The 26,296-nt window shown below is 63.7% G+C and carries 24 protein-coding genes, 1 tRNA gene and 1 pseudogene (1 of these 26 cut by a window edge); 10 read left to right on the top strand and 16 right to left on the bottom strand.

Annotated features, from left to right (window positions below):
* Nucleotides 1-672, top strand: the 3' end of a protein-coding gene (locus IY145_RS17410) for a M23 family metallopeptidase (protein ID WP_196409373.1). It extends 1,362 nt beyond the left edge of the window; the window shows 672 of its 2,034 coding nt (coding positions 1,363-2,034); its start codon lies off the left edge, out of view; the stop codon is at nt 670-672.
* Between the two features lie 22 nt (nt 673-694).
* Here IY145_RS17410 and IY145_RS17405 read toward each other — a convergent pair whose 3' ends face one another.
* Together IY145_RS17405 and IY145_RS17400 are read right to left on the bottom strand one after the other, a co-directional pair.
* Nucleotides 695-1,243 carry a hypothetical protein gene (locus IY145_RS17405; protein ID WP_196409372.1) on the bottom strand — a complete coding sequence of 183 codons (549 nt, stop codon included), beginning with the start codon at nt 1,241-1,243 and terminating at the stop codon, nt 695-697.
* Nucleotides 1,244-1,285: 42 nt separating this feature from the next.
* Entirely contained in the window at nt 1,286-1,516 is a 231-nt protein-coding gene (locus IY145_RS17400; protein WP_196409371.1) for a hypothetical protein, read from the bottom strand.
* A gap of 159 nt (nt 1,517-1,675) precedes the next feature.
* On the opposite strand from IY145_RS17400, the gene IY145_RS17395 reads away from it, so the two are divergent.
* A complete protein-coding gene (locus IY145_RS17395) occupies nt 1,676-2,707 on the top strand; it encodes an AI-2E family transporter (protein ID WP_196409370.1) in 1,032 nt (343 codons plus the stop codon).
* A gap of 3 nt (nt 2,708-2,710) precedes the next feature.
* Here the strand turns inward: IY145_RS17395 and IY145_RS17390 are convergent, their stop codons facing one another.
* From IY145_RS17390 to amoC, 9 genes are all read right to left on the bottom strand, one after another.
* A complete protein-coding gene (locus IY145_RS17390) occupies nt 2,711-3,043 on the bottom strand; it encodes a hypothetical protein (protein ID WP_196409369.1) in 333 nt (110 codons plus the stop codon).
* A gap of 94 nt (nt 3,044-3,137) precedes the next feature.
* Entirely contained in the window at nt 3,138-3,968 is an 831-nt protein-coding gene (gluQRS, locus tag IY145_RS17385) for a tRNA glutamyl-Q(34) synthetase GluQRS (protein ID WP_196409368.1), read from the bottom strand.
* 13 nt (nt 3,969-3,981) lie between these two features.
* Nucleotides 3,982-4,638, bottom strand: a complete 657-nt coding sequence (cmk, locus tag IY145_RS17380; protein WP_196409367.1) for a (d)CMP kinase — start codon at nt 4,636-4,638, stop codon at nt 3,982-3,984.
* Nucleotides 4,631-6,013: a 3-phosphoshikimate 1-carboxyvinyltransferase gene (aroA, locus tag IY145_RS17375; protein ID WP_196409366.1), complete on the bottom strand. Its 1,383-nt coding sequence runs from the start codon at nt 6,011-6,013 to the stop codon at nt 4,631-4,633. Before aroA ends, cmk begins: the two co-directional genes overlap by 8 nt.
* Nucleotides 6,014-6,487: 474 nt before the next feature.
* Nucleotides 6,488-8,674: a YecA family protein gene (locus IY145_RS17370; RefSeq protein ID WP_196409365.1), complete on the bottom strand. Its 2,187-nt coding sequence runs from the start codon at nt 8,672-8,674 to the stop codon at nt 6,488-6,490.
* Between the two features lie 621 nt (nt 8,675-9,295).
* On the bottom strand, nt 9,296-9,772 hold the full coding sequence (locus tag IY145_RS17365) for a hypothetical protein (RefSeq protein WP_196409364.1): 477 nt from the start codon (nt 9,770-9,772) through the stop codon (nt 9,296-9,298).
* Between the two features lie 369 nt (nt 9,773-10,141).
* Entirely contained in the window at nt 10,142-11,428 is a 1,287-nt protein-coding gene (amoB, locus tag IY145_RS17360) for a bacterial ammonia monooxygenase, subunit AmoB (RefSeq protein ID WP_196410595.1), read from the bottom strand.
* A gap of 148 nt (nt 11,429-11,576) precedes the next feature.
* Entirely contained in the window at nt 11,577-12,347 is a 771-nt protein-coding gene (amoA, locus tag IY145_RS17355; RefSeq protein WP_196409363.1) for a bacterial ammonia monooxygenase, subunit AmoA, read from the bottom strand.
* Nucleotides 12,348-12,486: 139 nt separating this feature from the next.
* The gene (gene amoC / locus IY145_RS17350) at nt 12,487-13,263 is read right to left on the bottom strand and encodes a bacterial ammonia monooxygenase, subunit AmoC (protein WP_196409362.1); all 777 of its coding nucleotides are present in this window, start codon (nt 13,261-13,263) and stop codon (nt 12,487-12,489) included.
* Between the two features lie 1,115 nt (nt 13,264-14,378).
* On the opposite strand from amoC, the gene IY145_RS17345 reads away from it, so the two are divergent.
* The gene (locus tag IY145_RS17345; RefSeq protein ID WP_196409361.1) at nt 14,379-14,903 is read left to right on the top strand and encodes a transposase; all 525 of its coding nucleotides are present in this window, start codon (nt 14,379-14,381) and stop codon (nt 14,901-14,903) included.
* A 20-nt stretch (nt 14,904-14,923) separates the two neighbouring features.
* The gene (locus IY145_RS26330; RefSeq protein ID WP_196409360.1) at nt 14,924-16,036 is read left to right on the top strand and encodes a Mu transposase C-terminal domain-containing protein; all 1,113 of its coding nucleotides are present in this window, start codon (nt 14,924-14,926) and stop codon (nt 16,034-16,036) included.
* 22 nt (nt 16,037-16,058) lie between these two features.
* Here IY145_RS26330 and pgi read toward each other — a convergent pair whose 3' ends face one another.
* Entirely contained in the window at nt 16,059-17,702 is a 1,644-nt protein-coding gene (gene pgi, locus IY145_RS17335) for a glucose-6-phosphate isomerase (RefSeq protein WP_196409359.1), read from the bottom strand.
* A gap of 293 nt (nt 17,703-17,995) precedes the next feature.
* Between pgi and IY145_RS17330 the strand changes: the two genes are divergently transcribed.
* Together IY145_RS17330 and IY145_RS17325 are read left to right on the top strand one after the other, a co-directional pair.
* Nucleotides 17,996-18,820, top strand: a complete 825-nt coding sequence (locus IY145_RS17330) for a hypothetical protein (RefSeq protein ID WP_196409358.1) — start codon at nt 17,996-17,998, stop codon at nt 18,818-18,820.
* A gap of 261 nt (nt 18,821-19,081) precedes the next feature.
* Entirely contained in the window at nt 19,082-20,119 is a 1,038-nt protein-coding gene (locus tag IY145_RS17325; RefSeq protein ID WP_196409357.1) for a hypothetical protein, read from the top strand.
* A 20-nt stretch (nt 20,120-20,139) separates the two neighbouring features.
* On the opposite strand, the gene IY145_RS17320 is transcribed toward IY145_RS17325, so the two are convergent.
* Together IY145_RS17320 and IY145_RS17315 are read right to left on the bottom strand one after the other, a co-directional pair.
* Nucleotides 20,140-21,120: an L-threonylcarbamoyladenylate synthase gene (locus tag IY145_RS17320; RefSeq protein WP_196409356.1), complete on the bottom strand. Its 981-nt coding sequence runs from the start codon at nt 21,118-21,120 to the stop codon at nt 20,140-20,142.
* Complete coding sequence (locus IY145_RS17315) at nt 21,117-21,863, bottom strand: peptidase (protein ID WP_196409355.1); 747 nt, start codon at nt 21,861-21,863, stop codon at nt 21,117-21,119. The genes IY145_RS17320 and IY145_RS17315 overlap by 4 nt, the downstream gene beginning before the upstream one ends.
* A 178-nt stretch (nt 21,864-22,041) precedes the next feature.
* On the opposite strand from IY145_RS17315, the gene IY145_RS17310 reads away from it, so the two are divergent.
* Nucleotides 22,042-22,117: transfer RNA gene (locus IY145_RS17310), tRNA-Ile, on the top strand.
* A 220-nt stretch (nt 22,118-22,337) separates the two neighbouring features.
* Nucleotides 22,338-22,964 (top strand): hypothetical protein, encoded by a 627-nt coding sequence (locus IY145_RS17305; protein ID WP_196409354.1) that lies wholly within the window; start codon nt 22,338-22,340, stop codon nt 22,962-22,964.
* Nucleotides 22,965-23,156: 192 nt separating this feature from the next.
* On the opposite strand, the pseudogene IY145_RS17295 reads toward IY145_RS17305, so the two are convergent.
* Nucleotides 23,157-23,686, bottom strand: a pseudogene (locus tag IY145_RS17295) (IS5 family transposase); the annotation flags it as partial.
* Nucleotides 23,687-23,903: 217 nt separating this feature from the next.
* Nucleotides 23,904-24,833: a LysR family transcriptional regulator gene (locus IY145_RS17290; protein WP_196409351.1), complete on the bottom strand. Its 930-nt coding sequence runs from the start codon at nt 24,831-24,833 to the stop codon at nt 23,904-23,906.
* A 112-nt stretch (nt 24,834-24,945) separates the two neighbouring features.
* On the opposite strand from IY145_RS17290, the gene IY145_RS17285 reads away from it, so the two are divergent.
* The gene (locus tag IY145_RS17285; protein ID WP_196409350.1) at nt 24,946-25,644 is read left to right on the top strand and encodes a pirin family protein; all 699 of its coding nucleotides are present in this window, start codon (nt 24,946-24,948) and stop codon (nt 25,642-25,644) included.
* A 246-nt stretch (nt 25,645-25,890) separates the two neighbouring features.
* Nucleotides 25,891-26,205, top strand: a complete 315-nt coding sequence (locus tag IY145_RS17280; RefSeq protein WP_196409349.1) for a trypco2 family protein — start codon at nt 25,891-25,893, stop codon at nt 26,203-26,205.
* Nucleotides 26,206-26,296: the final 91 nt, after the last annotated feature.

Raw genomic sequence — 26,296 nt, 5'->3', positions numbered from 1 at the left:
GACGTGCTCTATGACGAGAACGAGGAAGGCTCCGGGCGGGAGGCGCTGCTCTACGCCTCCATCACCACGCGCAACGAGACGCTGCGCTATTATCGCTATCAGACCGTCGACGACAGTCTCGTCGACTATTATGACGAGAACGGCCGGTCGAGCCGTAAATTCCTGGTGCGCAAGCCGATCGCGGCGGGCGAGACGCGCTCTGGCTTCGGCATGCGCCGCCATCCGATCCTCGGCTATTACAAGATGCATACGGGCGTCGATTGGGCGGCGCCCATCGGCACGCCCATTCTGGCGGCCGGCAATGGCGTCGTGGTGGAATCCGGGTGGCACAGCGGCTATGGCCGCCGGGTGGAGATCCAGCACGCCAACGGCTATTCGACCTCCTACAATCACATGTCCGGCTTCGCGCGCGGCATTCGCGATGGAATCCGCGTCAAGCAGGGCCAGATCGTCGGATTCTTGGGCTCCTCGGGCCTGTCGACGGGCCCGCATCTCCATTATGAGGTAATGGTCAACGGCCATTTCGTCGATCCGATGCGCGTCAAGCTGGCGCGCACGCGCGAATTCGACGGCAAGCTGCTCGCAGACTTCAAGCGTGAGCGCGACCGTATCGATCAGCTGATGGCCAAGGCGCCCAATAATCCCCATGTCGCCACGCGGCAGGGCCGCTGAATTCTCACCGACCAACGCCTGATCAGTCGCCGCCGCCACGCCGCCAAAAGGCGGCGACGACTGCGCCCAGGACCAGCACGGCCAGAATCAGGAACAGCGCCGATTGCTTGAACCAGGCGATGGCCGGCACCGCGACCGCCATGGCGAGGCCGAGCACGGCGATGTCGAATGAGACGTAAATCCCGGCCACGAAAGTGCCGAGCGCCAGCAGCAGCAGCAGAGCGAGCCCGGTCGCCGGCGCGTTGAGAAAGCTGTTCACGCTTGGCAACAGCACGATATTCATCGCGACGAGAAACGCCGCCCAATGCAACGCCTGGGTGCGCGCCAGCGCGAAACGCGCGCTGCGGTCGGGCGCCTGGCGCCAGCCGATGGCGACGCAGGCGACGCCGATCGCGACGCCCAGAAACTCCCAATATCCAAAGAGCGGCTGCTGGGCGAGGCTCGTATAGGCGACGCCGAAAATCGCCAGAGCGAGCACGACGAGATAGGGCGCTTTGCGTTTCAGCCAGGCGCCCGCCCGCGCCGCGACGGCAGGCTCTCCGAACTCCGGCGCGACGCTATAGTCGTTCATCTCCTACCCCCTGCCCTAGAGCATGTTCCCGCAAAGCGCGCGTCAATGGATGTGAATGCGTCGGCGGGCGCGGAACAGGCTCCGATGCGTCGCCGGACCCCGCACATGGCTGCGCGGACGCTGCACGCGCGGCGTATGTGACGGCCGCACGAACTGCCGCTCCTGGGCCTCGGCCTGCGACGGCGCGACCATGGCGAGCGGCGCAGCGACGAGCGCGGCGAACAGGCCCGCGGCGAAAGCGCGGCGCGAGAAATTTTCGTCTTTGTCGTCCATGAGCGTGGTCTCCAATTCGTCCGAAAAGGCTCGCTGGCAATTAGCGCTCGGCGCGCTTGCGACAATCACGAAGCGTTTTCGCGAGGGTGTTTTCCAAGGACGGCGCCGCTCTACCTGTCCTCACGAGCGCCCAGGGCTCGGAAAATCGGGGGGACGACGATGGGGGAGAGAGCGGCCGATACGGCGGCGGTCATCGTCATCGGCTTTGTCATGCTCGCCGCCTTCTCGCTCGGCCAGGCGGTGCTCGAGCCGGTCGTCTTCGCGCTGTTCATCATCGCGCTGATCTGGCCGCTGCAGCAGGCGCTACAGTCGATAGCGCCGAGGCCGGTCGCGCTGCTCCTCAGCATCGTCGTCGCGCTCGCCGTCATGATCGCGCTGTCGTCGCTCATCGTCTGGAGCGGCGGCGAGATCGTCGACTGGTTCATCCGTAACGTCGACCGCGTGAAGGCGTCCTTCGAAAATGCGACCAAATGGCTGGAGACGCATGATATCTTCGTCGCCTCCCTGGTCACGGAACATTTCAACGCGGCCTGGGTTCTCGCGCTGATTCAAACGGCTGCGACGCGAATCAACATATTCGTCGGCTTCGCTCTGGTGGTGCTGATCTATGTGATCATGGGCCTCGCCGAAGCGGCCGGATTCGAGAAGAAGCTCGCCGCCTCGCGCAGCGAGGAGACGGCGCGCTCGCTTCTTCACGCCGGCGCGCGCATCGCCGGCAAGCTGCGCCGCTACATGCTGGTTCGCACTGTGGCGAGTCTGGCCACCGGCGCGCTCGTCTTTCTCTTCGCGCTGGCCATCGGCCTCGATCGTCCGGCGGCCTGGGGCGTGCTGACCTTCGCCTTGAATTATCTACCCTATATCGGCCCGGCCGTGGCGACGCTCCTTCCCGCGCTCTTCGCCTATGCGCAATTCGACTCGGGGCAGACGGCGCTCGTCGTTCTCGGCGTGCTGGGCCTCGTCCAGCTCGTCATCGGCAGCGGGCTGGAGCCGGCCTTCTCGGGTTCTGCGCTCGCAATGTCGCCGACTGTCGTCGTCTTCTCCGTCCTTCTATGGACCTTTCTCTGGGGCTTGCCGGGCGCCTTCATCGGCGTGCCGATCGCCATCGCCTTTCTGACTCTCTGCGATCACTTCCCCTCGAGCCGCTGGGTCGCGGCGCTGCTCTCCGACAAAGGCCCGCGGGACGAGAGCTGAGCCTCAATCGACCGCCGGCTGCGGCGGATAGGGAAAATCGGCGAATCCCTGCTCGACCGAGACACGCCGCAGCAGGGCGAGGCTCTCCTGCGCCTCCTTTTCCGTCTCGAACCCCGGACAGGTCAGCGCGCCAAAGTGGAAGCGATGCGCCGATTCGAGCCGCGCGCGATAGGCGTTCACCGTGGCGCCGTCCCAGAAATCGGCCTCGCGAACCTGATCGTGAACCACGACCTTGGTCCCGCCCAGGAGGCCATGTGTGAAGCAATAGCCATAATTGGCGCGGGCGACGGAGGTCGTCGCCGCCAGAGCGGCCAGGACGGCGAGCAATGTCCTCATGGGATGTTCCTTCGCGGAAAGGCGGAAATTTAAACTCGAGTAAACATGCCTGATTTCATCTGGGGCGACAAGCGGCGCGGCCGCCCCGCCCGCCTCACGCCAGGCCGAGCATCGCCCGCACCTCGGCCGGCGTCGCGCCCTCCGCTCGCAACTCCCGCAAAGGCTTGGAGAGCCGGCTCTTGGCGAGCTTGCGCCCGTCCTCGTCCAGCACCAGCGCGTGATGGCGATAGGCGGGCGCCGGCAATCCGAGCAGCTCCTGAAGCAGCCGATGGAGGCGCGTCGCCTCATAGAGATCCCTGCCCCGCACCACATCGGTCACGCCCTGCAAGGCGTCGTCGATGGTGACGGCGATGTGATAGCTCGTCCCAATGTCCTTGCGCGCCAGCACGACGTCGCCCCACTCCTGCGGCGAAGCGACGATCTCCTTCCCATGCTCGCGCCAGGAGACCTCGCCGCCGACGAGCGCCGCGGCCTTCGCCATATCGAGCCGCAGATTGGCTCCGGCGCGCGCGAGCCTCTTGCCGCGGCACGTTCCAGGATAGAGCGGCGCGCCGTCGAGATCGCGCGGCGGATCGGCGAGTGCTTCGCTCGCGCGGGCGATATCGGCGCGCGAGCACACGCAAGGATAGAGCAGGCCGAGCGCGTCGAGCTTTGCGAGCGCCGCGGCGTAGTCGTCCAAATGCTCGGATTGGCGACGGACCGGCTCCTCCCAGGAAAGACCGAGCCAGGCCAGATCCTCATAGATCGCCGCCTCGAACTCCGGCCGCGCCCGCCCCTGGTCGATATCCTCCAAGCGCAGCAGGAAGCGGCCGCCCTCGCGCTGCGCGAGATCGAAATCGAGCAACGCCGAATAGGCGTGGCCGAGATGGAGATAGCCATTGGGCGACGGCGCGAAACGAAAGATTTTTCTCGCGTCCTCGCTCATTGCGCCGCCTCGCTCAGCCGACCTTTCCGACGAGCTCCGCCTTCTCCCGCACAATGTCGCGCGCGGCGGCGAAGGCCGCCTCTATGTCGAGATCGGTGGTGTCGAGCCGCGTGGCGTCATCGGCGATTTTCAACGGCGCCGAGCTGCGGCCGCTGTCACGCTCGTCGCGCCGGCGTATGTCCTCGAGAATATGCGCATAATCGACGCGCTCGCCGCGCGAGGCGAGCTCCAGCGCGCGGCGCTGCGCGCGCTTCTCGGCGCTGGCGGTGACGAAAATCTTCACCACGGCGTCGGGGCAGATCACCGTGCCTATGTCGCGCCCGTCCAGCACCGCGCCTTCCGAGCGCGAGGCGAAGCTGCGCTGCGCCTCGATGAGCGCCGCGCGCACCTGCGGAATGGCGGCGACGACGGAGGAGGCCTCGCCCAATTCGCGCGAGCGCAGCCGCGCCTCGTCGAAATCGCAGAGCGCGAGGCCGCGCGCCGCCTCCACAGCGGCGCGAATATCGTCGAGCGGCCGCCCATCGTCGAGCAGCGCGCAGGCGGTGGCGCGATAGAGCAGGCCGGTGTCGAGATGCGGAAGGCCGAAATGCGCCGCGAGCCGGCGCGCCAGCGTGCCCTTCCCCGAGGCCGCCGGCCCGTCTATGGCGATGACAAGTCCCCGTTCAGGCAAAGCGAGCCCCCAGCCCTTCCATCAGGGCGCGAAAATTCGGAAAGCTCGTGGCGATCATGCGATCGTCGTCCACCACCGCAGGCGCGTCGGCGCCGAGCCCCATGACGAGAAAGCTCATCGCGATGCGATGGTCGAGATGCGTCTCGACATTTCCCCCGCCTTTCACGCGGCCAGCCCCGCCGCGCACGATGAGATCGTCGCCGACGATCTCGCAATCGACGCCATTGGCCTTCAGCCCCGCGGCGATCGCTTCGAGACGATCGGACTCCTTCACCCGCAGCTCGGAGAGCCCGCGCATGCGCGTCTCGCCCTCGGCGAAAGCGGCGGCCACGGCCAAAATCGGATATTCGTCGATCATCGACGGCGCGCGCGCCGCCGGCACATCCACGCCGGTGAGCCGCGAGGCGGTGACGCGAATATCGGCGACCTCCTCGCCGCCCTCCTCTCGGACGTTCTCGAGCGCGATCCTCGCGCCCATCTCGGCGAGCGTGGTGAGGAGCCCGCAGCGCAGCGGATTGGTCATCACCCCTTCGACCACGATCTCCGAGCCCTCGGCGATCAGCGCCGCCACAATGGGAAAGGCCGCGGAGGACGGATCGGCCGGCACGCGCACCAGGCTCGGGCGCAGCTCGGGCCTTCCTTCCAGCGTCACCTTGCGCCCATGCTCGCCATAAGGCTCGCTGACGACGCGGGCGCCGAAATGGATCAGCATTTTTTCCGTATGGTCGCGCGAGGCCTCGTTCTCGATGACCACAGTGCGGCCCGGCGAGTTGAGCCCGGCCAGCAGCACGGCGGATTTGATCTGCGCCGAGGCCACCGGCGTCTTATATTCGATCGGCAGAGGCTCGGCGGTTCCCTGCAGCAGAATGGGGCAGCGCCCGCCCTCCGCCTGCTCCAGCACGCGGGCGCCCTGCAGGACCAGCGGATCGAGAATGCGGCGCATCGGCCGCTTGCGCAGCGAGGCGTCGCCATCGAAGCGCGCTTTGATCGGATGGCCGCCGACGACGCCCATCATCAGCCGCGAGCCGGTGCCGGCATTGCCGAAATCCAGCGTCTCGCGCGGCTCCAGCAGCGAGCCGAGGCCCGGCCCGCGCACGCTCCAGCTACCCGGCCCGAGCCGTTCGACACGCGCGCCGAGCTTGCGGCAGGCCTCGCCGGTGCGCAGCACGTCGTCGCCCTCCAGCAGCCCCTCGACGCGCGTCTCGCCCACCGCCAGCGTCCCCAGGATCAGCGAGCGATGCGAGACGGATTTATCGCCGGGCGGGCGGCAGCGTCCGGAGAGCCCGCTCGCGCGCAGGGCGCTGAGCGGCGAGGGGGAATGTTCGGCGTCGGTGTGCAATCTGGCTCGATCTCCGGCCGCGGCGCCGTTTCCCATGGCCCGCGCGGCATCGGCATATACAACGCGCGCCGCCGCGTCACAAATGCCGTGGGCGGGCGAAAGCGCGGGAGGCCGCGAGCACGGGCGGCCGCGAGCCCCTGCCCCAGGACTCCCAGCGTCATGGCCGCGCTCGTCGCGGCCATCCACGCCGCGACGAGCGAGGAGAACTCAAAGAATGGGCGGAACAACGCCGCGTCTTTTCCCCACGCGTCGCAATGTCCCGGCGTGGATGCCCGCGACGAGCGCGGGCATGACACGGCCGAACAGGAATTAACGAGCTGGATCGGGTCCATGCTTCCTCGTCGACCTTCCCCGAAAGGGAAAGTCGCGCCAGTAGCAGACTTCTAAACCCTTTGAACTATCATCAGCTCCTCGCCAAAATAGATTGCATCACATGGGATTCCTTGGACGAGAGGCTGCACGTACTACAGGCCTTCCTCCGCATCTGCACATAGAGCACCGAATTAATTCTTAGTGGAAGCCACCTTTCGGTAGATGACAATTCTTGTATTTGAGGCCGCTTCTACAAGGACAAGGATCGTTGCGCCCGGTCTTTTCTTGCCTTTTTCCATTCAGAATTTTTCTGATAGCCTTTATCGGCGTTGGCGCAGGCATCTTTGCAACCGCAGCATCGAAGTCCGCTTGCTGCTTCCAAGGGTAATCAAGCGTCAGACCAAAGCGAACTGCACCGTCCAACGGCCTGATGGCAAGGCCGAACCAAATATTTGCCCTGGTGCCGTATTTCCTCAATTCGCAGTGACGTTTTAACTTTGGACCCGCAACCTTTTCAGGCAACGCGTTGCAATGTACTGTGACCCCACTGCCCGCTTCGCCGATGGCCATCGTCGCATCATGGGGTTTGCCTTCTCTTGTAGCATCAACGGTTATTTTTTCGACCATCCGGCTGAGGTCATTTGCGCTCTTGCCGCTGAGTTTAAGTAGTTCGAGGCCGGCCGCGATTGCTCCAGGTTCCGAGCGCTTTTCGATGTCCTCAATGATCCGACCAATGGCTGTACCCTTGAAGTACGTCAGTATCCCGCGAGGGTTTTTTTCGCCATTAACTCCGTCGCGCCGAGCTGCCATTGCAATGTCTACGTCGACAGAAATGTCGTCGTCTAACGCCATAAAATTATAGTCCCCAAGCCAAAGATTCTGGCGAAGGTGATACCCGAGAGCGACGATTTCGTGAGAAAGACTAATGTTGCTGGCAGCTCGCGCTCGCAATTCTAGGTAACTCAGAAGGCGAAGCGGTGTTTCCAAGAACTCTGTGACAACATCTATAAAGAATACGTCGCATACCAGCGGTTGCTTTATTTTGTCAGTCGGATTGAATGTCAGCAATTGTTGAGCCTGGAAGGTTAATGCTGGATAGTGATCAGAAACGACACAGACAGGATGAGCCGTCTTCAAAGTATATGTAGGATTTATCTCTTTACCAGAGCTATCAGCAAGTACAGATGCTCCGGTTAGTAAGTATTTGCTGCATGTGATCGCTTGGTCGCATGCATCCTGAACGGCGGCCTTAAAATCGCTCTGTAGCTGGAGATCATTGCCCTTGCGTGCTGCCAACGTGAGCTTCTTCGACTTGGCCTGAACAACGACGGCGCGGTCGCCGATCAATACCAACGCATCAATCTCGCCGAGCTTTTTCTTGCGTGCACTGTTCTCCCAGATATCGACGTTGCGGAAAGTCCTGTTGGGGCCAAACACGCGTTCGAGGCGCGCAGCGCAGAATTCCTCGGTGAACACACCGCGATTCGTCATCGCTGCTGCAGCGTAGGCCTTATCGCCATTCATCCAATAGAACGGCGTTTCGTACAGGGCTTCTGTCAGGCTTACGTAAAGAAGCAGGATGTGGTTGTCGCCGTCCACCTTCAGGATAGGGAAAGCGTTGGCTGCATTGAAGTCATTGAGTGACGTGAACGCGGAGTTACCGTCTTCCGGACACGTGAAAGCATCGATGGCGGCCTTTACCGTGGCTTCAGGCAGGCCTGATTTAGCAGTGATGTCAGTAACGGTGAACTGAAAGCCATTAAGGACGCTCCATTTTTCCAGCGGGAGCCCCTTCATGCCCTTCAACGTCTCAAGCAGTTTGTCATTCAAGAACTCACAAAGAGCAGCAACGACGCGCCGTGCATCCTCCGGCGTAAAACCCTTCTGCTTTCTCAGCCACTCTTTGTCGCGCGCATACTTTTCGACAGACAGGTCTCTGTACTGAAAGCTGTATGCAGACTCGGCACCGTAAAATATTGGCTCACGCAGGGCCGCCGCATTGGCGAATGGATTAAATTCATTGTTTCTGTCGGGGTCTGCAAATGCTTTTTGCAATTCAGTTTTGACCGGCTCGTTGAGAGCGTCGTGCAGCTCCCGTAGAAGGGTTTCGGTACGTGCGATATAGCTTTCGAGCGTTTTGATATCTGGCGTCGTTAAATCGCGTGGCGCGCGAACCATTAGCCCGATGAGGGTTGATATCTCAGTGCGGATCAGGCGTTCGAAGGAAAATAGCTTTGCGTAATCCGCCCCTTCGAGGGCGTCGCTATAGCCGACTACATGGTCGCGGAAGCAAAAATAGGCGATCGCGTGAGCGTACCCGGCGCTGACGCATAAAGTCGCCAAGTCATTGAATATATCCTGTTCCGATCGTACAACCGCCTCCAACTCGGCCTCCCCGTCCGATTTCGACCCAGCTCAATGAGGATATGTTACCGCGGTTCTATCAAGACCGTTAGATTAGCAGCAGCCTGATAAAGCTTTTCCACATCCTTACCAAGGCCCATAGATCGGGAGGTCCGCTTCGGGCCATAACCCAAAACCCCGCCCACCCGAACAGCGTCCCTTGACACGTCCTGAAAATATTCCTATATCCCTCCCACCTCCGCCCATGAAGGGCGCGTTTCTCGGGTCAGGGAGCGCGGGCGGGGGGCGGCTCCATCCGGGATGGCGACCCCCGTCCATGGACAGGCAGCGCGTCGCCGGACGGCGTTCTTCTCCCGTCCATAGGGAGAAACAAGAACCGTTCGTGATCCCAGGCCGTGAGGCTCGATCGCGTCTTGAATGGGAAACCCCAGGATTCGCGGGCCAGACGACGCCTCGGGATGTCGACGAGAACGACAACCGCGTTTCGGGACGCTCCGGCCCCGGATAGAATTTTCGCGCACCGGCCGAAGGGGCCGGAGCGTCCCGAACCGCCCTTCCCTCCCGCGCCGCGAGGCTTCGGGGCGCGCCCGCGCGGGCTGAATTTGTTCCTAGTAGCCCGCGTCCGAAAGCCGAGGGCGCTCGTCAGAGCGCGGCCTTCGACCCTTCTCCGGCGTCGCTCGGCGCGCCGCCTTCGGTCAGACGATCTCGCCAGCGCGCCACGAAAGCGTCGAAAGACGCGGAATCGGCGAAGATCACATCGACATGCCACTCCACTGTCTCGACGCCCTCGTCCCACAGCCGGCTCTCCTGGCGCCAATGAAAGGACGGCCAGGCCGGGTTGCGATAGGCGGGGCTCGCCGGATAATCCGGCGGATGCAGCGAGGGACGGCCGAGCAGCTCGATCAGCCATTGCATGATCTCGGGCAGAAAGGTGCATCCGAAGGAGACGCCATGGCGATGAACGCGATGCACATCGCGCAAAATATTCTGCTGAATCAAAGCCAAAGCCGGCGGCTGATCGGTCGCGCGAAACTCTCGCAGCGCCAGCAGCCGAAAGCCGCGATCCAATAATTGCGCCGGAACGGCGCGGACGTCCCCGGCCTGCTCGTGCTCGTGCATCGCGACCCTGCAAAATGCTCACCGTCCCGGCGGAGGCCGGGATGCGCTCTCCGCACGCAAGCGCCGTGCCCCGCCTCCCAGAACGATCGGATGAAAGACAATAATCCTCCCCCTCATGCCGAGGAGGCTCCGCAGGAGCCGTCTCGAAGCACGAGGGGGAGCTCCAGATGGCCGCGCACGAAGGTTTCCTCGTCCTTCGAGACGCCGCTTCGCGGCTCCTCAGGATGAGGAAACCTTCACCCGATCGCCCTGCCCCGCCCCCCGATCCTCGGGCAAAAAAAAGCCCGCCCGGACGAACCGGGCGGGGGAGGAAGTTTCACACCAACACGCGGAGAAGAGTGAAGAGAACCGCGTGAAGCTCTATTGCGCTCAGAGCGTGGCTCCGGCCGCGAAGCGCGGGATCACCGGGCCGCCGATCTCGACGCCCGTGCGATTTCCCGAGGGGCTGAAGAAGAACAGCAGACCGCCGAACTGGCTGTCCGTGTCATAGGCGAGGTCCGACAGGCGCTCGATGTCGAAACGGGCGTCCTGGACGATGACCGTCAGGTCGCGCGTCTCGCCGGGCGCGATCGGCGACTCGTCGCTGACCGAGAGGCCCCGATCGGCGAGCAGATATTCGGGGAATTGCGGCCGCGTGGTGAACACCGCAGGGTTGAGGAAGCGCAGGCCCGCGGTGGTGAACTCGCCGATTTTCACCGGCTCGGCTCCGTTGTTCGTCACCCGCAGCTTGACCGACAATTCGCGGCCGGGAACCGTATAGGAACCGCCCTTGAACTGCGCCGTCACCGTGGCCGCCGGCAGAGCGATCGGATCGATGCCCTTCAGGAGACCCGCCTGCATCGGCAGCGTGCGCGGATAGGCGTTATTGGCCCAGGCGTAGCCGAACAGCACCGCCAGCATGCTGGCCGCCAGCCACAGACCGCCGATTCTCTTCTCGCGATTGGTGATGAGCTCATTGGCCTTGCCGGCCTTCACCCACCAATAGCGCACGATAATGCCCTTGGTCATGAACCAATAGAGGATCCAGACCGCAGCGGCCGCCATCCATGCGAAATGGTAGATGTAGGTCCAGGTGATGCCAAAGGTCTCGAGATCGATCGTCGAGCCGTCGAGCAGAGTCACCGGATTGGTGAAGTTCGCCATGTCGCCCTTGATGGTGATCCACTCGCCGGGGCCGACGATGGGTCCGCCGCCTTCGACGTTGATCTGCACATGGACGTGGAAGCGCCCTTGCCGGCGCGCCTTGAGCACGAGCTTGTACTCATAGTCCTTGCCGACCTGCAGCGAGAAGGACCGCGGCGCCGGCACATCGCCGACATAAGCGCCCTTGCGAATGAGCACCGGCCCCGGCTCGCCGACGTTCAGAAAGGCGACATCCGGCTTGGCGACGGCCTGCGGCCAGCCGGAGAACACATGCACCTTGCCCGAGAGCACCATCTCTTCGTTGACGTTGACCTCGGTCTTCGACCATTTCACATCGTACCAATTCAGCGTGCGCATGCGCAGGAAGGCCTGCTGCGAGCGTTCGCCATGCGCCGATGCGGGCGTCGCCGCCGGCAGAGTCGTGGCGGCGATCGCCGCGGCGAGGCCGAAGGCCAAGGCGCGCAGCGCCCGTGGCCTCACGCATCCCGCCAGTGTCGCGAGGAGCTTGTTCATCATTTCGATCGGTCTCCCTTTTCGTTGTTTTCTCGGCCGCGCCGTCATGCTGAAGACAGACGAGCCTCTTGGATTTCGTCGTGAATTGAGGTCTCGGCGAAGCGGGCCGCTCGACACGGGGTCCGCCTCGCGCTCGCGAAGCGCGCGATCAGATGTCGTCGGCCTCGATGTATTTGGTGTTCGAGAACCAGGTGCCGATCTTCCACCACAGGAAGTAGATCAGCATGGAGATGAAGGCGGAGAAGAAGGCCGCCACCGGCACGACGTCCTTGCCGAAGGTGCGCAGCGTGCCGCGCTCGACCATGCGGATATATTCCGGCGTGCCCGTGCGGACGTAGTTGAAGCCGATCAAATCGGCGAGCGTCAGCAGCACGCCGTCGATCTCGGTGGACTGATGAAATTGCGCGAGCACCGGCCAGTTGATCGGATAGAACAACAGTCCCCAGCCCATGGAGCCGACCAGCGCCGTCACCAGCCAGCTTCCCGACAGCATCAGCACCACATCGAGCCAGAAGCCCATGGGGATGAGCGCCGAGGGGAAGACCAGATTGATCGGGAAGAAGGTCCAGCCCCAGAAATTGTCGTAGCGATTGATCCATTCGCCGACGAGCAGAGCGAGCGTCGCGACGGTCGCGCCGATCGGCAGCCGGAACTTCTGCCACAGGAAGGATTGCACCGCCGCGGCGAAGCACATGGCGACGATGGGCGCCACGGTGGGCCACATGCGGCGATCTTTGAAGTCGATCCAGAAGTCCCAGTCGCCGGCGAGCAGCATATAGTGGATGTGGAAGGATCCCAGCACCACGGCGAATAGCACGACGAGGAGAATCCAGTCGGTCAGCATCACGCAGCCGAGGAACTCCTCCTTCGATTTCCAGGTCTTGCCGGCGGGCGCGCCGGCCTCGGTGGAAATGGACATTTTGCTTTTGCTCCTTGAGATTGTCGCCTCCCCGGCGCAGAGGCGCCGGTCGTTGCTTTTGCTTGCCCCGCCCCCGTCGCGACCGCGCGCGAGGCGCGATCGCTCGAGGAGGAAGAGAATGCGCTTGTCGCGCGAAGGATCAGAGAGAGAGCGCGTCCTTCTCATATTCCTTGGAGAGCTCGATCACGCGGTCGAGCACCTGGCAGGCGGTGCCGAAGACGGCGAGCGCAAACCAGCCGAAGAACACGAAGCCCCAATGCAGCGGCGCGGTGAACAGCTCTTCCATGAACCAGAAGGTGTGGCCCCACTCGTTGAGGCCGATGTTCGGGAAGATCATGAAGGGGCCCGCGAAGAACAGCAGGAAGGGCAGCGAGATTTTCTTCGCGAACTGCGGAATGCGCGTGCGCGCATACATGAAGGCGCCCCAGCCGGCGATGATGTAGATCGGATAGCTGAGGTAGAACTCCAGAATATGGCTCGGCGTGAAGTCGGTGTCGCGAATGACCGTCTGATGCCAGGTGCCGTCCTGCTCGGTGAAGTAGGAAGCGCCCCAATAGACGGTGAAAGCGTAGATCGCGAGCCAGCCGATCAGCGTCAGCAGACGGCGCATCTCCTCACGCGGCGCGACATTGTCGATGTTGCGGTCGCGGGTCTTCCAGAGATAGCCGCCGATGCCGCAAAAGGCGATGAATTCGAGCGGCAGCTCGGTCCACATCAGATTGAGCCAATAGGTCTGGAACTCGGGCGCGAAAGAATCGAGGCCCGCTTTCCAGCCGAAGTATTGTTCATAGATGCGGATGCAGACATAGAACACGAAAAGGCAAATCATGGTCCAATAGGCGGGCCAGTAATTGACGATCGTGTCGTTCTCCGCCGCCCGGACGGCTCCGGACGCTTTCTCTGTCGTCAGACTCATTGTCGAGTTCCTCCTCTTGAAGTCATCCGTTCGAAAACGGTCTCCCGCCGTTCCGGATGACGTTTCGTCTCCCCGCTGCGCGGTTCGCCTCCCGGCCTCGATCTGCCGAGTGTCGGCGCCGCGCGCGACGTTCGGCGCGCGAGGCCGGTCGCGGGATTGTTTCCACGCCGCGCCTCTTTGCAGTAGAGCCCGAAAGCTCCTTGCAGTGTCCGAACCTATCATGCGGCGCTCAGCGCTTGTCAATTGATCATAAAGAATACATATGCGACATTATGCTGCATATACTGCATTTAATACTTACACTGCACGATAACATGATATTTTTATATTATAAAAAATGAGACACGCCCCGATATGCAGGCATTTGCAGCTGTATTTTTGAATGATACCAACTATTAAAATATGAGATTGTTTGCTTTTATAAGTACTGCGACATCGTGACGCCGGCCTATGCTTGTTGTGACTCGCTGCGTCTTGGCTCAAGAGAAGAACGCGCGCCGCCTCGAGATGCGGCGTCGCCCAATTCAAAAAAGGGAGGAGAGACCTCGAATGCTTCACAAAGTCGAAGAACTCAAATGGGTCGTGCTGTGGATTCTCGTCACGATCTTCGTCTTCGCGATCTTCATTCCGACGGTGAACAGAGCGCTCAATCTCTGACCTTCTCGTCTCGCACATCGCCCGCGAGCCCGGGATCCGCGCGAGCGGCCCGGGCTCGCCCGGCGCCTGCGCCGCCGCTCCCGCACCTTCAGAGAACGACTACGTACGGTCATGCGCTCCACTGCGTCGGCGAAACTCTACGCTGCGACATTATGTAGCAAGACTGCATCTATTCGAATATCGACCGTCACTCTTGCTATTTTGAACTATTCCAATTCCGTGAAACATCGCCGAAACCTGTGGTTTCCTGGGGTTTTCCCGGCGCGGACCGAAGGGGGACGCGGCCCCCGGCCGCTCCAGCGGCCAGGCTCGGCCGCGCGGCGGTGTACAGGCTGTGCAAAATCGAACATTGTCTTCGGTTTTGTAATCATGAGAAAAAGTGCCTCGCGGAGACGCGCGGCGACGAGATCGCGAAGCGCGCGATGCGGAGGTTCAGTCTGCACGAGGAACGCCTGGAAATGAGCGGAAATGTTCTCGACCCCGACCATCCCCGCCTGGCCCCGGCGCCCGAACGCAAGCTCGCGACGTCGATCGGCGACCGACGCGAGCGACGCAGCCGGCGCCCGGACGAGAGCCGTCATCGCGAGGAAGTCATTCGCGAGGTTCTCACACGCGAAGGCGAACGCTTGTCGCAAGAGGTCATCCGAAAATTGACGAACGACCTCGGCGTCAGCCGCGCCACTGCCTATCGGATGATCAAGACCTTCCGCAGCTGCGGCGCAGTCACCGCGCCGATGACGCGTCCAGTCGGCCGCCCCAAGGGCGCGCGCGTGCTCGATTCGGCGCGCGAGACGCTCATTCGTGACGCGATCGAGACCTACTATCTGCAGCCGTCGCGGCCAAAATTCAGCCAGCTCGTGCGCGAGATCGCCAAGCGCTGCCTGAAGGAGCGTCTACCGGCGCCGAACTGGCGGACGATCAAGGCGCGCGTCCACGATATCGACATACAGACGCGGACGCGGCGACGCAGCGAATCCGAATAGGCGAAACAGCGGCGAGCAAGGTGCGGAAGAGATCAGAGGCCACACGGCCGCTCGAGGCCGTTCAGATCGATCACGCGAAAGTCGATGTGATGATCGTCGACGACGAGACCGGCCGAGAGATCGGCCGGCCCTGGATCACGCTCGGCGTCGACGCGCTCACGCGCATGGCGACGGGTTTTTCTCTCTCGCTCGCGCCGCCCACGCGTCTTTCGGCGAGCCTTTGCGTTCTCCACTCCGTTTGCGACAAATCGCGCTGGCTCGCCGAGCGCGGCGTCGATTTCGATTGGCCGGTCGCCGGGCTGCCCGAGGCGATCCATGTCGACTCCAACAGCTTCTTCGGGCGGCGCGCCTTCGTGCGCGCCTGCCGCGAGGTGGGGATAGAGACGATCTGGAGCGAGCCCGCGGGCGCTCGCTACGGCGCGCATATAGAGGAGCTGATCGGCAATCGCCTCGGCTGCATTCCGCTCGTCACCGATGTCGGCCCAATGGAACGCGCCGAGCGCGACCTCTATGTCGGCCCGCATGCGCAACGTCTCACACTGAGCGAGCTCGAGAGCTGGATCGGCGCAGAGATCGCCGGCGTCTATCATTGCCGCAAGCACAGCGATCTCGGCCGCGCGCCGCTCACGCTCTGGCGCAAGAATGTGCGGGCGGACGCGCTGCGCATGCCGCTCGATTGCGTGAATTTCCGCATGTCGCTGCTGCCGGACGACGAAGGCGCGCTGGACGAGGACGGCCTATGGCTGCGCGGCCGCCTCTATTGGTCGCGCGCGCTCGCCGACGATCTCGCGGCGGGGCGCAGTCGCCTCAAGGTGCGCTATGATCCGCGCGATCTCTCGCGCATTTTCGTGCGCCGGCCGTCTGGACGATTCGTGAAGGCTCTGGCGCTCGAAGAAGCGCATGTCGTTGAATCGCAGGGCGCGCTCGCTGTCGCGACGAGGTCGAATCGCCGCGCGATCGAGACGAGCCGCGAATCGAGATTCACGCCGCCCCTCGTTTGCGACGAGGCGCCGCTCTACGACGTCGAATTGTCCGAGAGCCCGACCAGCCAAATCTACGTCACGGGCGAAGCGGCCATCCATTGCGCGCGAAAATGCGCGAACGCTTGCCCGTTCCTGTTCGCTGATCGCTGAAGCCGGCCTTCAGGCTCGCTCTTCAGCCTCCCCTCTCCCGCCGCCAACAGATCAGCCCCGCCGTCGAGCCGTCGAGCCCGCCCAGCGGCGCGTCTCGACTCTCGACGATGGGCGCTAGGCGATTGGCGAGCTCCTTGCCGAGCTCCACGCCCCATTGGTCGAAAGGGTTGATGTCCCAGATCACCGATTGCACGAAGACCTTGTGCTCATAGAGCGCGACGAGCCGGCCGAGCGTGCGCGGATCGAGCCGACGGTAGAGCAGCACGCTGCTCGGCCGATCGCCCGAAAAGACCTTGTGCGGCGCGAGCTCCTCCACGCGCGCGGCGTCGAGGCCCTGCGCGGCGAGCAGCGCCTTCGCCTCCGTGAGCGTGCGCCCGCGCATAAAAGCTTCGCTCTGCGCGAGACAATTGGCGAAGAGCAACGCATGGTGATGCGCGTTCGCGTCGGTCGGCTCGGCGGCGATGAGGAAATCGATCGGCGTGACGTCGGTTCCCTGATGCAGCAATTGGAAAAAAGCGTGCTGGCCATTGGTTCCCGGCTCGCCGAAAACGATCGGCCCGGTCGCAAATTCCGCGACGCCGCCGTCCTTCGTCACCGACTTTCCGTTCGACTCCATGTCGAGCTGCTGCAGATAGGCCGGGAAACGCGCGAGGCGTTGATCGTAGGGGATCACGGCCTGAGCCGCCCTGCCCTCGACGTCGCGATGGAACACGCCGATGAGTCCCATCAGCGCCGGAATATTACGCGCGAGCGGCGCGCTCTGGAAATGCGCGTCCATATCGGCGCCGCCACGCAAAAATTCGGTGAAATTTTCCGGGCCGATGGCGATGATGAGCGAAAGGCCGATCGCCGACCAGATCGAATAACGTCCGCCGACCCAGTCCCAAAAGCCGAAGACGCGCGACGGATCGACGCCGAATTCGGCGACCTTGTCGAGCCGAGTCGACACGGCGGCGAAATGCGCGGCCACAGCCGCCTCGCCCAGCGCCTCGACGATGAAGGCGCGCGCGCTCGCGGCGTTGGCCATCGTCTCCTGCGTGGTGAAGGTCTTCGACGACACGACGAACAAACTGCGCGCCGGATCGAGGCCGGCGAGCGTGTCGCCTATATCGGCGCCGTCGAGATTGGAGACGAAATGCGCGCGCGGCCCCTCTTTCGCGAAGGGCGCGAGCGCGCGCGCAGCCATCGCCGGGCCGAGATCGGAGCCGCCTATGCCGATATTGACGATATCGGTGAAGGGCTCGCCACGCGCGCCGCGCAGCTCGCCCGAGCGCACCGCTCGCGCGAAGGCGTAGACCTTCCGTCGCTCCGCTTCGACCGCGCCGCGCACATTCTCGCCGCCGACGATGAGCGGCCGATCCGAGAGATCGCGCAACGCCCAATGGGCGGCGGCGCGGCGCTCGGTGAGATTGATCGGCGCGCCGGCGAAGAGCGCCGCGCGCGCGCCCTCGAGATCGGCGGCGCGAGCGAGCTCGACGAGCAGACGCAGCGTCTCGCCGTCGATGCGATGCTTGGAGAAATCGAACAGGAAATCATCCAGAGGGACGGAAAAACGCGCAAATCGATCGGGGTCGGCGGCGAAGAGATCGACCGTGCGCAAGGAGCGCAGCTGCTCGGCATGCGCTCGCAGCGCCTCGATCGCCTCGACGACTTTCGAACGTGACATTCGGGACTGCCTCAGAAGAAACGACGACGTCACAGGGCCGGCCGCGGCTCCGCCCCCGTCCTCGGGACGAGCGAGACGCTCGATCGCCGATCCGAGGGGCGAAACTTAGAGCACAAACGCGCGACCCGAGCGAGTCGGCGCCTCTCTGGAGAGCTTGTCGCCGACGCCCGAGCCATATAGCCTTTGCTCGGCCATTGTCCTTTTCGTAGATCGTCGGTGAATCGTCGATGAATGGCCGACGCGCTTTCGGGCCTTTTCGGCTCGTTTCGCCTGTCGTCGAAGGAGACGAGACCATGTCGGATATTCGCGACAAGGCGCGTGAGATTTTAGACCGGGCCTTGCCGGAAGGTCAGATCATCACATCGAACGGGGCCACCGCCTCGAAATATACGCAGATGACCGGGCTGACGCACAAGGCGCTCACCGACAATTGGGCGCGGGGCGGCATCATGACGGGCTGCAACGGATTCACCGGCTGGTACGGCGCCCAATTGGGGTCGAAGACTTTTCTCGGCGGTTTCGATCTGCAAGGCATAGCGACGGGAGCAGGACGGCCCGAGGCCTGGATTCCCTCCACATCCGACAATCGACCGCAATATGGCGACATATTGAGGCACGCTTCGTTTCACGTCGATGTCTGCAGCGGCTATGACGGCGCGAAGCTCCTGCGCACGGCGGGCGGCCAGGGCGGGCCGAAGCTCGGCTGTGACGTCATCAAACGCCTGACCGGCGTCGGAGCCTATTGCCCCGCCAATCTGCTCGGCTGGATCGACATCGAAGTCTATATCTCCGAATCCCGCGCTTGCGTCGATCCTGCTCTGTCCTGGCTCTATGGGTGGTGGCAGGTCTGGGACGGCAACTACTATTATTACTGGTTCGGCCCGAGAGGCGACGTCAATTACGTCAAGTCCAGGCCGGCCGCCGGCGCGCCAGGGCCGGCGCGCCCGAATAATCGAGGCCGTTATCGCGTGGAGCCGCCCTATCGGCTGGTCCTCGACTGGAGCCCGGTGGACGGCAAGTCGACCCGCGAGACCTTCTGGAACGCATCCGCCGGCGTGCGATCGATGAATGCGAATTCGAGCCGCTATTCGCCGCTGGTGGCGACGAAGCTCGGCTGACGACGCCAGCCTTCGCCGCAGCGCCGCCTGCGGTTTTCCAAAATCTGAACCTTTCTCAGGGCTTCGCGATTTTCCTGGTCTCGCGATTCTCCCGTCCTCCCGTCACGCGCTCACCCCAGACGGCTGCGCTCCTCGCACGCCTCACGCCCTCCATGCGAAGCGCCGCGCCGCGCCGCAACGGCGAAATGCGTAGGACGCCCTATATTATGACAGTCGCGTGTGAGAATTGTTTCGATTGGATGACATCGGAGGACATTCGGAATGCGGCAGATTCCCCTGCTCGATGTGCGTGAAGGCGGACCGATCGCCCATGCGACGGCGCGCGTCGCCGCCGCCTTGGCGTTGCGCGACGCCTGCCTCGCGCCTATGCCGCGCTGGGGCCACGTCTGCCTCGCGCCGGTCGACCGTCTGGCGCGAGCCTGGCTGCGGAAATCGGCGTCCCGCTATTTCGAAGATCTGGAGCGCATCGCCGAGATATTGGGGTTTCATGGCGCGGCGACGCTCAATATGTCCTATCTCTTCGCCTGCACCACCCAAGCCTTCGTCGATCCGCTCGGCGCGCCGACGATCCGTCGCTCGCTCGACTGGCCCTTTCGCGGCCTCGGCCGCGGCGTCGAGATCGCCTGGGCAGCCGGACCGGCGGGGGGCTTCTACAATGTGACCTGGCCCGGCGCGGTCGGCGTGCTGACGGCCATGGCTCCGGGCCGCTTCTCGGCTGTCATCAACCAGGCGCCGATGCGCCGCCGCACCGACGGCGCCGCCGGCTTTCCCTATGATTTCGCGCTCAATCTGACCAATGCGCTGAAAAATGAGACTGGCTGGCCGCCCGATCATCTGCTGCGCTACGCTTTCGAGACTTGCGCGACTTTCGAGGAAGCGGTCGCCCTGCTCGCGCGCGAGCCGCTGGCGCGGCCGGCGCTGTTCACCCTCACGGGGACGCGGCCGCAGGAGATCGCGCTGATCGAAAGGACGGAGCGCGACGCCGAGGTTCTGCGCGGACCGGTCATCGTCGCCAATGATTGGCAGGATCCGCGCTCCGGCTGGCGCGGGCGCATGGGCCCGGAGAATAACGAAGCCCGCCGCGCGCTGATGCGGGGAACGCCGGCCGGCGCCGCGTCTTTCGCCTGGGCGGTTCCGCCCGTGCTCAATCACACGACGCGGCTCGTCGTCGAGATGACCGCCGCCCGCGACGGCGGCTTGGCCGCGCGCGGCTATGAATGCGCGCCTTGGCGTCATCTGCCGGAGCCGGCGACGGCGGATTTCCGCCTCTGCGACGGCGTCGCCGCTATCGCCGCCTGATCACTTGTATCGCCGCCTGATCACTTGGGCGCCGCAGCGCGCCGAAGCCGATCATTGATCGTCTCGCCGAGCCCACGCGAGGGGATCGGCGCGACGGCGACCGCGGTCGCGCCGAGCGCGTCCAATCGGCGGAGATAGAGGAAGAGATTGGCCGCCGCCTCCTCGAGATTGGCGTTGGGCGATAAATCCAGCGCCGGCCGCGGCCCTTCGCTCGCGCCGAGGCGGCCGCCGAAGTCGAGCCCCGCCTCCCCCTCGCGCAGCGCGGAGGCGTCCAGCCGCAGCCGCGCGCGCGGCGCATAGTGGGAGGCGGTCATTCCCGGCGCGACGATCGTCGCCTCCCCGCCCTCGCCCTCGAGCGGCGCGCCCAAAACCTCCTCGAGCGCCTCCCGCGCCAAAGCGCCCGGCCGCAATAGCCGGGGCTTTTCGTCGAGAAAGGAGACGATCGTCGATTCGACGCCCCGTTCCGCCCGCCCGCCGTCTATGACGAGATCGACGCTCTCGCCGAGATCGTCCAGCACATGCGCCGCCGTGACAGGGCTGACATGGCCGGAGCGATTGGCGGAAGGCGCCGCGATCGGCCGCCCCGCCGCCAGAATCAGCGCCCGAGCCACCGGCGCCGAGGGCGCCCGCAAGGCCACGCTGGCGAGGCCGGCGCGGGCGAGGTCGCAAACCGAGCCGCCCGCGGCCCGCGGCGCCACCAAAGTCAACGGCCCCGGCCAGAAGGCGTCCGCCAGCCGCAACGCCGCCGGCGGCAACTCCGCCTCCCGCCGCGCCGCACCGAGATCGGCGACATGGGTGATGAGCGGATTGAAGCTCGGCCGGCCCTTGGCGGAAAAGATTTTCGCGACCGCCTCCGCCGAGGTCGCGTCGGCGCCGAGCCCATAGACCGTCTCGGTCGGAAAAGCGACGAGCCCGCCTTCACGCAAAATGCGCGCGCCCTTTTCGATCGCCTCCTCGCCGGCCGGCGCGAGCCGCGCTGCGCCGTCCTCCTCGCGCGTCATGGCGCCCCGCCATAGGGCGGCGTGGGAATCGCGATATGCGCGGCCCGCAGCGCCCGCGACCAGCTCTCGCGCAGATCGCGAAAGTAAGGATCGGAGCCGTCGATGCGCGTCGAGACCTCTGTGCGCAGCGCGTCACGGCGCAAGAGCGCAATATCGACGGGAAGGCCGACGGAAAGATTGGAGCGAATCGTCGAATCCATGGAGATGAGCCCGATCTTGAGCGCGTCGAGCACATCGGTGTCGAAGGAGACGGCGCGATCGAGGATCGGCTTGCCGTATTTATGCTCGCCGATCTGCAGATAGGGCGTGTCCTGCGTGCATTCGATGAAGTTTCCGGCCGTATAGACCATGAAGAGGCGCAGCCGGCCGGAGCCGATCTGCCCGCCGAACAGCAGCGAAACGTCGAAGCTGACGCCCGAATCCTCGGCCCCCTCCCCAGCGATGGCGTGCGAACGGCGCACCGCGCGGCCGACGAGTTGCGCGGCCTGCAGCATTCCCGGCGCATCGACGAGCCGCTCGACCTCATGGGTCTCGGGATTTTCGAGACCTTCGGAGAGCAGAGTGACCGCCCCCTGGGTGACGGAGAGATTGCCGGCCGTGGCGAGCATCATCACGCATCGGCCCGGCTGCTCGAAAATGTGGAGCTTACGGAAGGTCGAGATATTGTCGAGCCCCGCATTGGTGCGGGTGTCGGCAATCATGACGAGGCCGCCACGAACCAGAATGCCACAACAATAGGTCATCGCCGCTCCGATGCGCTGGCCCGGCTCCGGCGCCGTGCGCGTCCGGCGGGCGCGGCAACTTATCCCATCGCAAGGGATTTCGTCGCGCGAAAATCCACCGGCGCCCAATTTTCGATCTGACGTTGCGGCGCGGCGCGAATCCGCTATAGGAACGGTGATCCCGGCCGAAACGGCGGCTGGGCCGGTAGCTCAATGGTTAGAGCCGGCCGCTCATAACGGTCTGGTTGTAGGTTCGAGTCCTACCCGGCCCACCAATAAAATCAAATACATCCAATCACGCGCATCACGACGGGCCTGAAGACGCCGACCGTCAACAAACGCGTCGGCCAAATCACGACGCTGCTCGCCACGGCGCAAAGAGCCGGCTGGATCGATACGGCCATCACCGACGGCATCTATATCGAGATCCCCGCAGGCACGAATGAGCGCGAGCCCTTCGATAAAGCGGAGCTCGACCTCGTCTTCGGCCAGGACGTGTTTCGGAAAGGCGCCCGCTCCGAAAACCCCAAGGCCGGCGGCGAGCTGGAGTTCTGGATACCTGTCGTTTCGCTCACCAGCGGCCTCATCTCGTCCGAGATCATTCAGCTCGGGCCCGACACGGTCGTCCCCCATCCAGACCACCCGGAGATCATCTGCTTCGAAGTCTCGAATGCAGGCGGTCGATCCATCAAGGCCCATGCGCGGAAGCGCTATGTGCCGGTGCGAAAAGAACTGCTGAAAGGCGGCTTCATGACGCTCGTCGAGAATGCTCGCCAAAAGGGATGGAAGACCTTGTGGGCGGCCGCCGAGCAGAAGGCGAGCGTCACCTCCGTCTCGAACATGTTTTCCTCGTTCTGGAGCGATCGCCTTCGTAACGAGCTGTCGATCAAAGACCCGCTGAAAGCCCTCTACTCGCTGAGGCATAATTTCCGCGACGCGCTGTCAGCGGCCGGCGCCACCCAGGATGAGAAGAACCAGCTCATGGGGCACGCGGAGGCCGGCACGGGTAAAAAATATGCGACGAAGAAGAAGCCGCGCGTGGTAGATATAGTGAGGCTTAATGAACTGATCCAATCCATGAAGTTGCCGTTACTCGACCGCATCGAATGGCCATCACCGTAGCAAGTAGAATCTGATAGCGACCAACCAGCCCGCGCCATTCGGCTCAAAGTCCTCCCACCCCTCCGAGCATTCCACCAACCATCTGAAACCACAGCAAAAATCCCTAGCTGGGGCGGCTTGAGCGCTCTGCCGCACATGCCTGCGAATTCTGACCTAGGGCCTGTTGGGATTCACCGTGAGCTTATCACGGCGGCGGCTGGCGTTGCTGTCGAAGGCCTTGTCGGCGATCAGCGCCGCGAAAGACAATCCTTCGATCAACGGCGGCACATCGACGGCGTCGAAACGCTGCCCCGGCATCAGACGAAAGCGCACGAGATTGCCGAGCGCATCGGTGAGCGCCAGAATTTTCGTGGTCACGCCGCCTCGGGATTTGCCTATGGCCTGGCTCGAAGTCCCCCTTTTGCGCCCTGACCGTGGCGATGGACCTTCACGATCGTCGCATCGACCATGACATATTCCATGTCGGGCTCATCAGAGACAGCGTCGAACATTCGCTGCCAGACATCCGCCTTCACCCAGTCGCGAAAACGCGTGTATGCAGTGCTCCAGTTGCCGAAAAGCGCTGGCAGATCGCGCCAGGGACTTCCTGTGCGCGCGATCCACAACACTGCCTCCACGAAGAGGCGGTTGTCCCTGCCGCTGCGGCCGGGATCACTGGCCTTGCCGAGGCAACGCGGCTCAATCTTCGCCCATTGGGCGTCCGTCAATACGAAGCGATTCATCCAAAGCTTGAATCACGCCAAGCTAAAAATGGGAATCTTGAATCCCAACAGGCCATAGAGCGCATTGCCGCCATATGCGCGGTCGACGCTGGGGCCTCCCTCGAGCCGTTTCTGGTTTCGAGATGGAGTTAGGTGGATTGATAATTTAAATTATAATATCAACGATATAAGTGTTCGCATCTTTGTCCTGTCCGGCGCGCCAACTTCCCGTGTGTGATCAGACGTCGCTCAGCCCATCGACCGGCAAATCGGCGGCGCCGAGCGCGACGAAGCGATCGAGCAGCCAGGAGGCCGCTGGCCCCGGCGGGGCGTCACGCCGCCAAATGCACGAAAAGCGATAGAGTCCGCCCGGATGATCCGGCATGGCGAGCCGCACCAGCGCGCCCGACGCCAGATCGCTCGCGACCATATGCAAAGGCATATTGCCCCAGCCGACGCCCTCGCGCAGTAGAGCGTGCTTGGCTCCGAGATCGGCGAGCCGCCAGCTGCGCGGGCTGATCACCGAGAAATCGCGCCCCTCGGTGAAGCGCGAGCGATCGGTCAGCACGAGCTGCGTATGCTCGCGCGCGGCCCCCCGCGGAATGCGCGCCATGCGCCCCAGAGGATGATCGGGAGCCGCGACAGGCGCCAAGGCCACCGATCCGGCCGCTACGCTCTCTATGCCCTCTACGCCGAGCGCGAGCGGACCCGAAACCCCGATCATCGCCGCGCCGCCCTGCACCATGGCCGTGATCGCGCCCAGCGCCTCCATGTGAAGCCGCAGCTGCACCGTTGGGAATTGCTGCGCGAATTCTCGCAGCACGATCCCGACCCGCTCCGTCGGCAACATCACATCGACGGCGAGATCGACCTCCGCCTCCAGCCCGTCGAGCAGGCCCTTCACCTTGGCGCGCAAATCCTCGACGCCGCGCGAGATCGCCCGCGCCTCCGCCAGCAGCGCGCGCCCCGCCACAGTGAGCCGCGGCTTGCGCGTGCCCTCGCGCTCGAACAGCTCTATGCCCAGCTGCGTCTCGAGATTGACGATTCCATAGCTGATCACCGATACGGCGCGGTTCAGCCGCCGCGCCGCCCCGGCGAAGCTCCCGGCCTCGACGACGGCCAGGAAAATCGTCAGCTGGTCGAAGCTGGGCGTCCCCGGATTGCTCACTTTTCAACTTTCTCGAATAGTTCGACCAAAATTATCCGACTTAACAGAATAGCCTGCAACCCTTAAATCCGTCTCCATCGACAGCGACCGATCACGCGACAGGAGATTGCAGATGATCGAACTGAGACCTTTCGACAGCCTCGGCGGCGCCGATCACGGCTGGCTCGACGCCAAGCATCATTTCTCATTCGCCGACTATCACGATCCCGAGCGGATGCATTGGGGCAATCTGCGCGTCTGGAACGACGACACGATCGCGCCTCACACGGGCTTTCCCACGCATCCGCATCGCGACATGGAGATCGTCACCTATGTCCGCGAGGGCGCGATCACGCATCAGGACAGCCTCGGCAACAAGGGCCGCACCGAAGCCGGCGATGTGCAGGTGATGAGCGCTGGCTCGGGCGTCGCGCATTCCGAGTATAATCTCGAGAGTGAGACGACGCGGATCTTTCAGATCTGGATCCTGCCGACCACGCGCGGCGGCGCGCCCGGCTGGGGCTCTCGCCCCTTCCCCAAGGGCGAGAGATCGGGACGCTTCGTCACGCTCGCCTCAGGATTTGACAATGACAGTGACGCGCTGCCGATCCGCACAGATGCGCGTGTCGTCGGCGCGACGCTCAAAGCCGGCGAGACGGCGGAATATGCGCTCGGCCGCGCGCGCAAAGCCTATCTCGTGCCGGCGAGCGGCGCCGTGCAGATCGGCGATGTGCGTGTGAACGCGCGCGACGGCGCGGCCATCAGCGATGTCGACATCCTGCGCGTCATTGCGCTGGAGGACAGCGAGATCGTTCTCGTCGACGCCGCGTGACCATAGGCCGGCGCCCGCGCGCCGGCCGCCTTCGCAACCATGACAAAAGGATCGAGACAATGACCAATTTGTCCGGCGCTGTGGATCACCTTCTTCGCTTACGCGCTCTCGATCTGAAAGCGAGCCGTCGCTCGGGCGCCAAAGATTACCCTGCGAGCGCCTGTGCTTTCTTCTTTCGGGCGGAGACCGAGCTGCTATAATGGGCCTCATTGCATTCGATCGAGTTGACCAGTTCGCGAGGCTTCTATGGCGGATACGATTCCCTTGAAAGAGGCGCTGCAATCGCTGCGCGCCGAGATCATCAGCGCGGCCGAGGACGCATCGGGCGAAGAAATTCGCTTCGAGCTCGGTCCGATCGAAATGGAGTTTCAAGTCGTCGCCCAGCGTTCGGCCGGCGGCGACGGCAAGATCGGCTTTCACATCTTCGGCGCGGAAGCGTCAGTCGGCGCGAGCGGCAAGATCGAGTCGAGCCGCACACAGAAAATAAAGCTCACGCTCAAACCGGAGCGCGTCGTTTCTCCCGGCCTATACGAAAAGGTCGAAGTGCTGCGAGACGATTGAGCGGACAGGCGTCGGGGCCCGGCGCCTGTCCGCTCGGATTTTTTTTGCATGAGCCGGATCGATCCTGCTCGTAATTTTTTGGGCGGCCGGG

Origin of the sequence: Methylosinus sp. H3A (assembly GCF_015709455.1) — a bacterium.
Taxonomy (GTDB): domain Bacteria; phylum Pseudomonadota; class Alphaproteobacteria; order Rhizobiales; family Beijerinckiaceae; genus Methylosinus.
The sequence above is the reverse complement of the archived record's forward strand: the minus strand, read 5'-3'. Positions and strand labels throughout refer to the sequence as shown.

Bases quoted from the DNA above. Each gene is read 5' to 3' on its own strand.
- gluQRS (WP_196409368.1), bottom strand. From the start codon at position 3,968: ATGAGCGAGGACGCGAGAAAAATCTTTCGTTTCGCGCCGTCGCCCAAT.
- IY145_RS17280 (WP_196409349.1), top strand. From the start codon at position 25,891: ATGGCGGATACGATTCCCTTGAAAGAGGCGCTGCAATCGCTGCGCGCC.
- IY145_RS17390 (WP_196409369.1), bottom strand. From the start codon at position 3,043: ATGAGGACATTGCTCGCCGTCCTGGCCGCTCTGGCGGCGACGACCTCC.
- IY145_RS17320 (WP_196409356.1), bottom strand. From the start codon at position 21,120: ATGACGCGCGAGGAGGACGGCGCAGCGCGGCTCGCGCCGGCCGGCGAG.
- IY145_RS17400 (WP_196409371.1), bottom strand. From the start codon at position 1,516: ATGGACGACAAAGACGAAAATTTCTCGCGCCGCGCTTTCGCCGCGGGC.
- IY145_RS17405 (WP_196409372.1), bottom strand. From the start codon at position 1,243: ATGAACGACTATAGCGTCGCGCCGGAGTTCGGAGAGCCTGCCGTCGCG.
- amoB (WP_196410595.1), bottom strand. From the start codon at position 11,428: ATGAACAAGCTCCTCGCGACACTGGCGGGATGCGTGAGGCCACGGGCG.
- IY145_RS17285 (WP_196409350.1), top strand. From the start codon at position 24,946: ATGATCGAACTGAGACCTTTCGACAGCCTCGGCGGCGCCGATCACGGC.
- IY145_RS17365 (WP_196409364.1), bottom strand. From the start codon at position 9,772: ATGCACGAGCACGAGCAGGCCGGGGACGTCCGCGCCGTTCCGGCGCAA.
- aroA (WP_196409366.1), bottom strand. From the start codon at position 6,013: ATGGGAAACGGCGCCGCGGCCGGAGATCGAGCCAGATTGCACACCGAC.
- IY145_RS17345 (WP_196409361.1), top strand. From the start codon at position 14,379: ATGAGCGGAAATGTTCTCGACCCCGACCATCCCCGCCTGGCCCCGGCG.
- IY145_RS17325 (WP_196409357.1), top strand. From the start codon at position 19,082: ATGCGGCAGATTCCCCTGCTCGATGTGCGTGAAGGCGGACCGATCGCC.
- IY145_RS17395 (WP_196409370.1), top strand. From the start codon at position 1,676: ATGGGGGAGAGAGCGGCCGATACGGCGGCGGTCATCGTCATCGGCTTT.
- IY145_RS17330 (WP_196409358.1), top strand. From the start codon at position 17,996: ATGTCGGATATTCGCGACAAGGCGCGTGAGATTTTAGACCGGGCCTTG.
- pgi (WP_196409359.1), bottom strand. From the start codon at position 17,702: ATGTCACGTTCGAAAGTCGTCGAGGCGATCGAGGCGCTGCGAGCGCAT.
- amoC (WP_196409362.1), bottom strand. From the start codon at position 13,263: ATGAGTCTGACGACAGAGAAAGCGTCCGGAGCCGTCCGGGCGGCGGAG.
- amoA (WP_196409363.1), bottom strand. From the start codon at position 12,347: ATGTCCATTTCCACCGAGGCCGGCGCGCCCGCCGGCAAGACCTGGAAA.
- IY145_RS17315 (WP_196409355.1), bottom strand. From the start codon at position 21,863: ATGACCTATTGTTGTGGCATTCTGGTTCGTGGCGGCCTCGTCATGATT.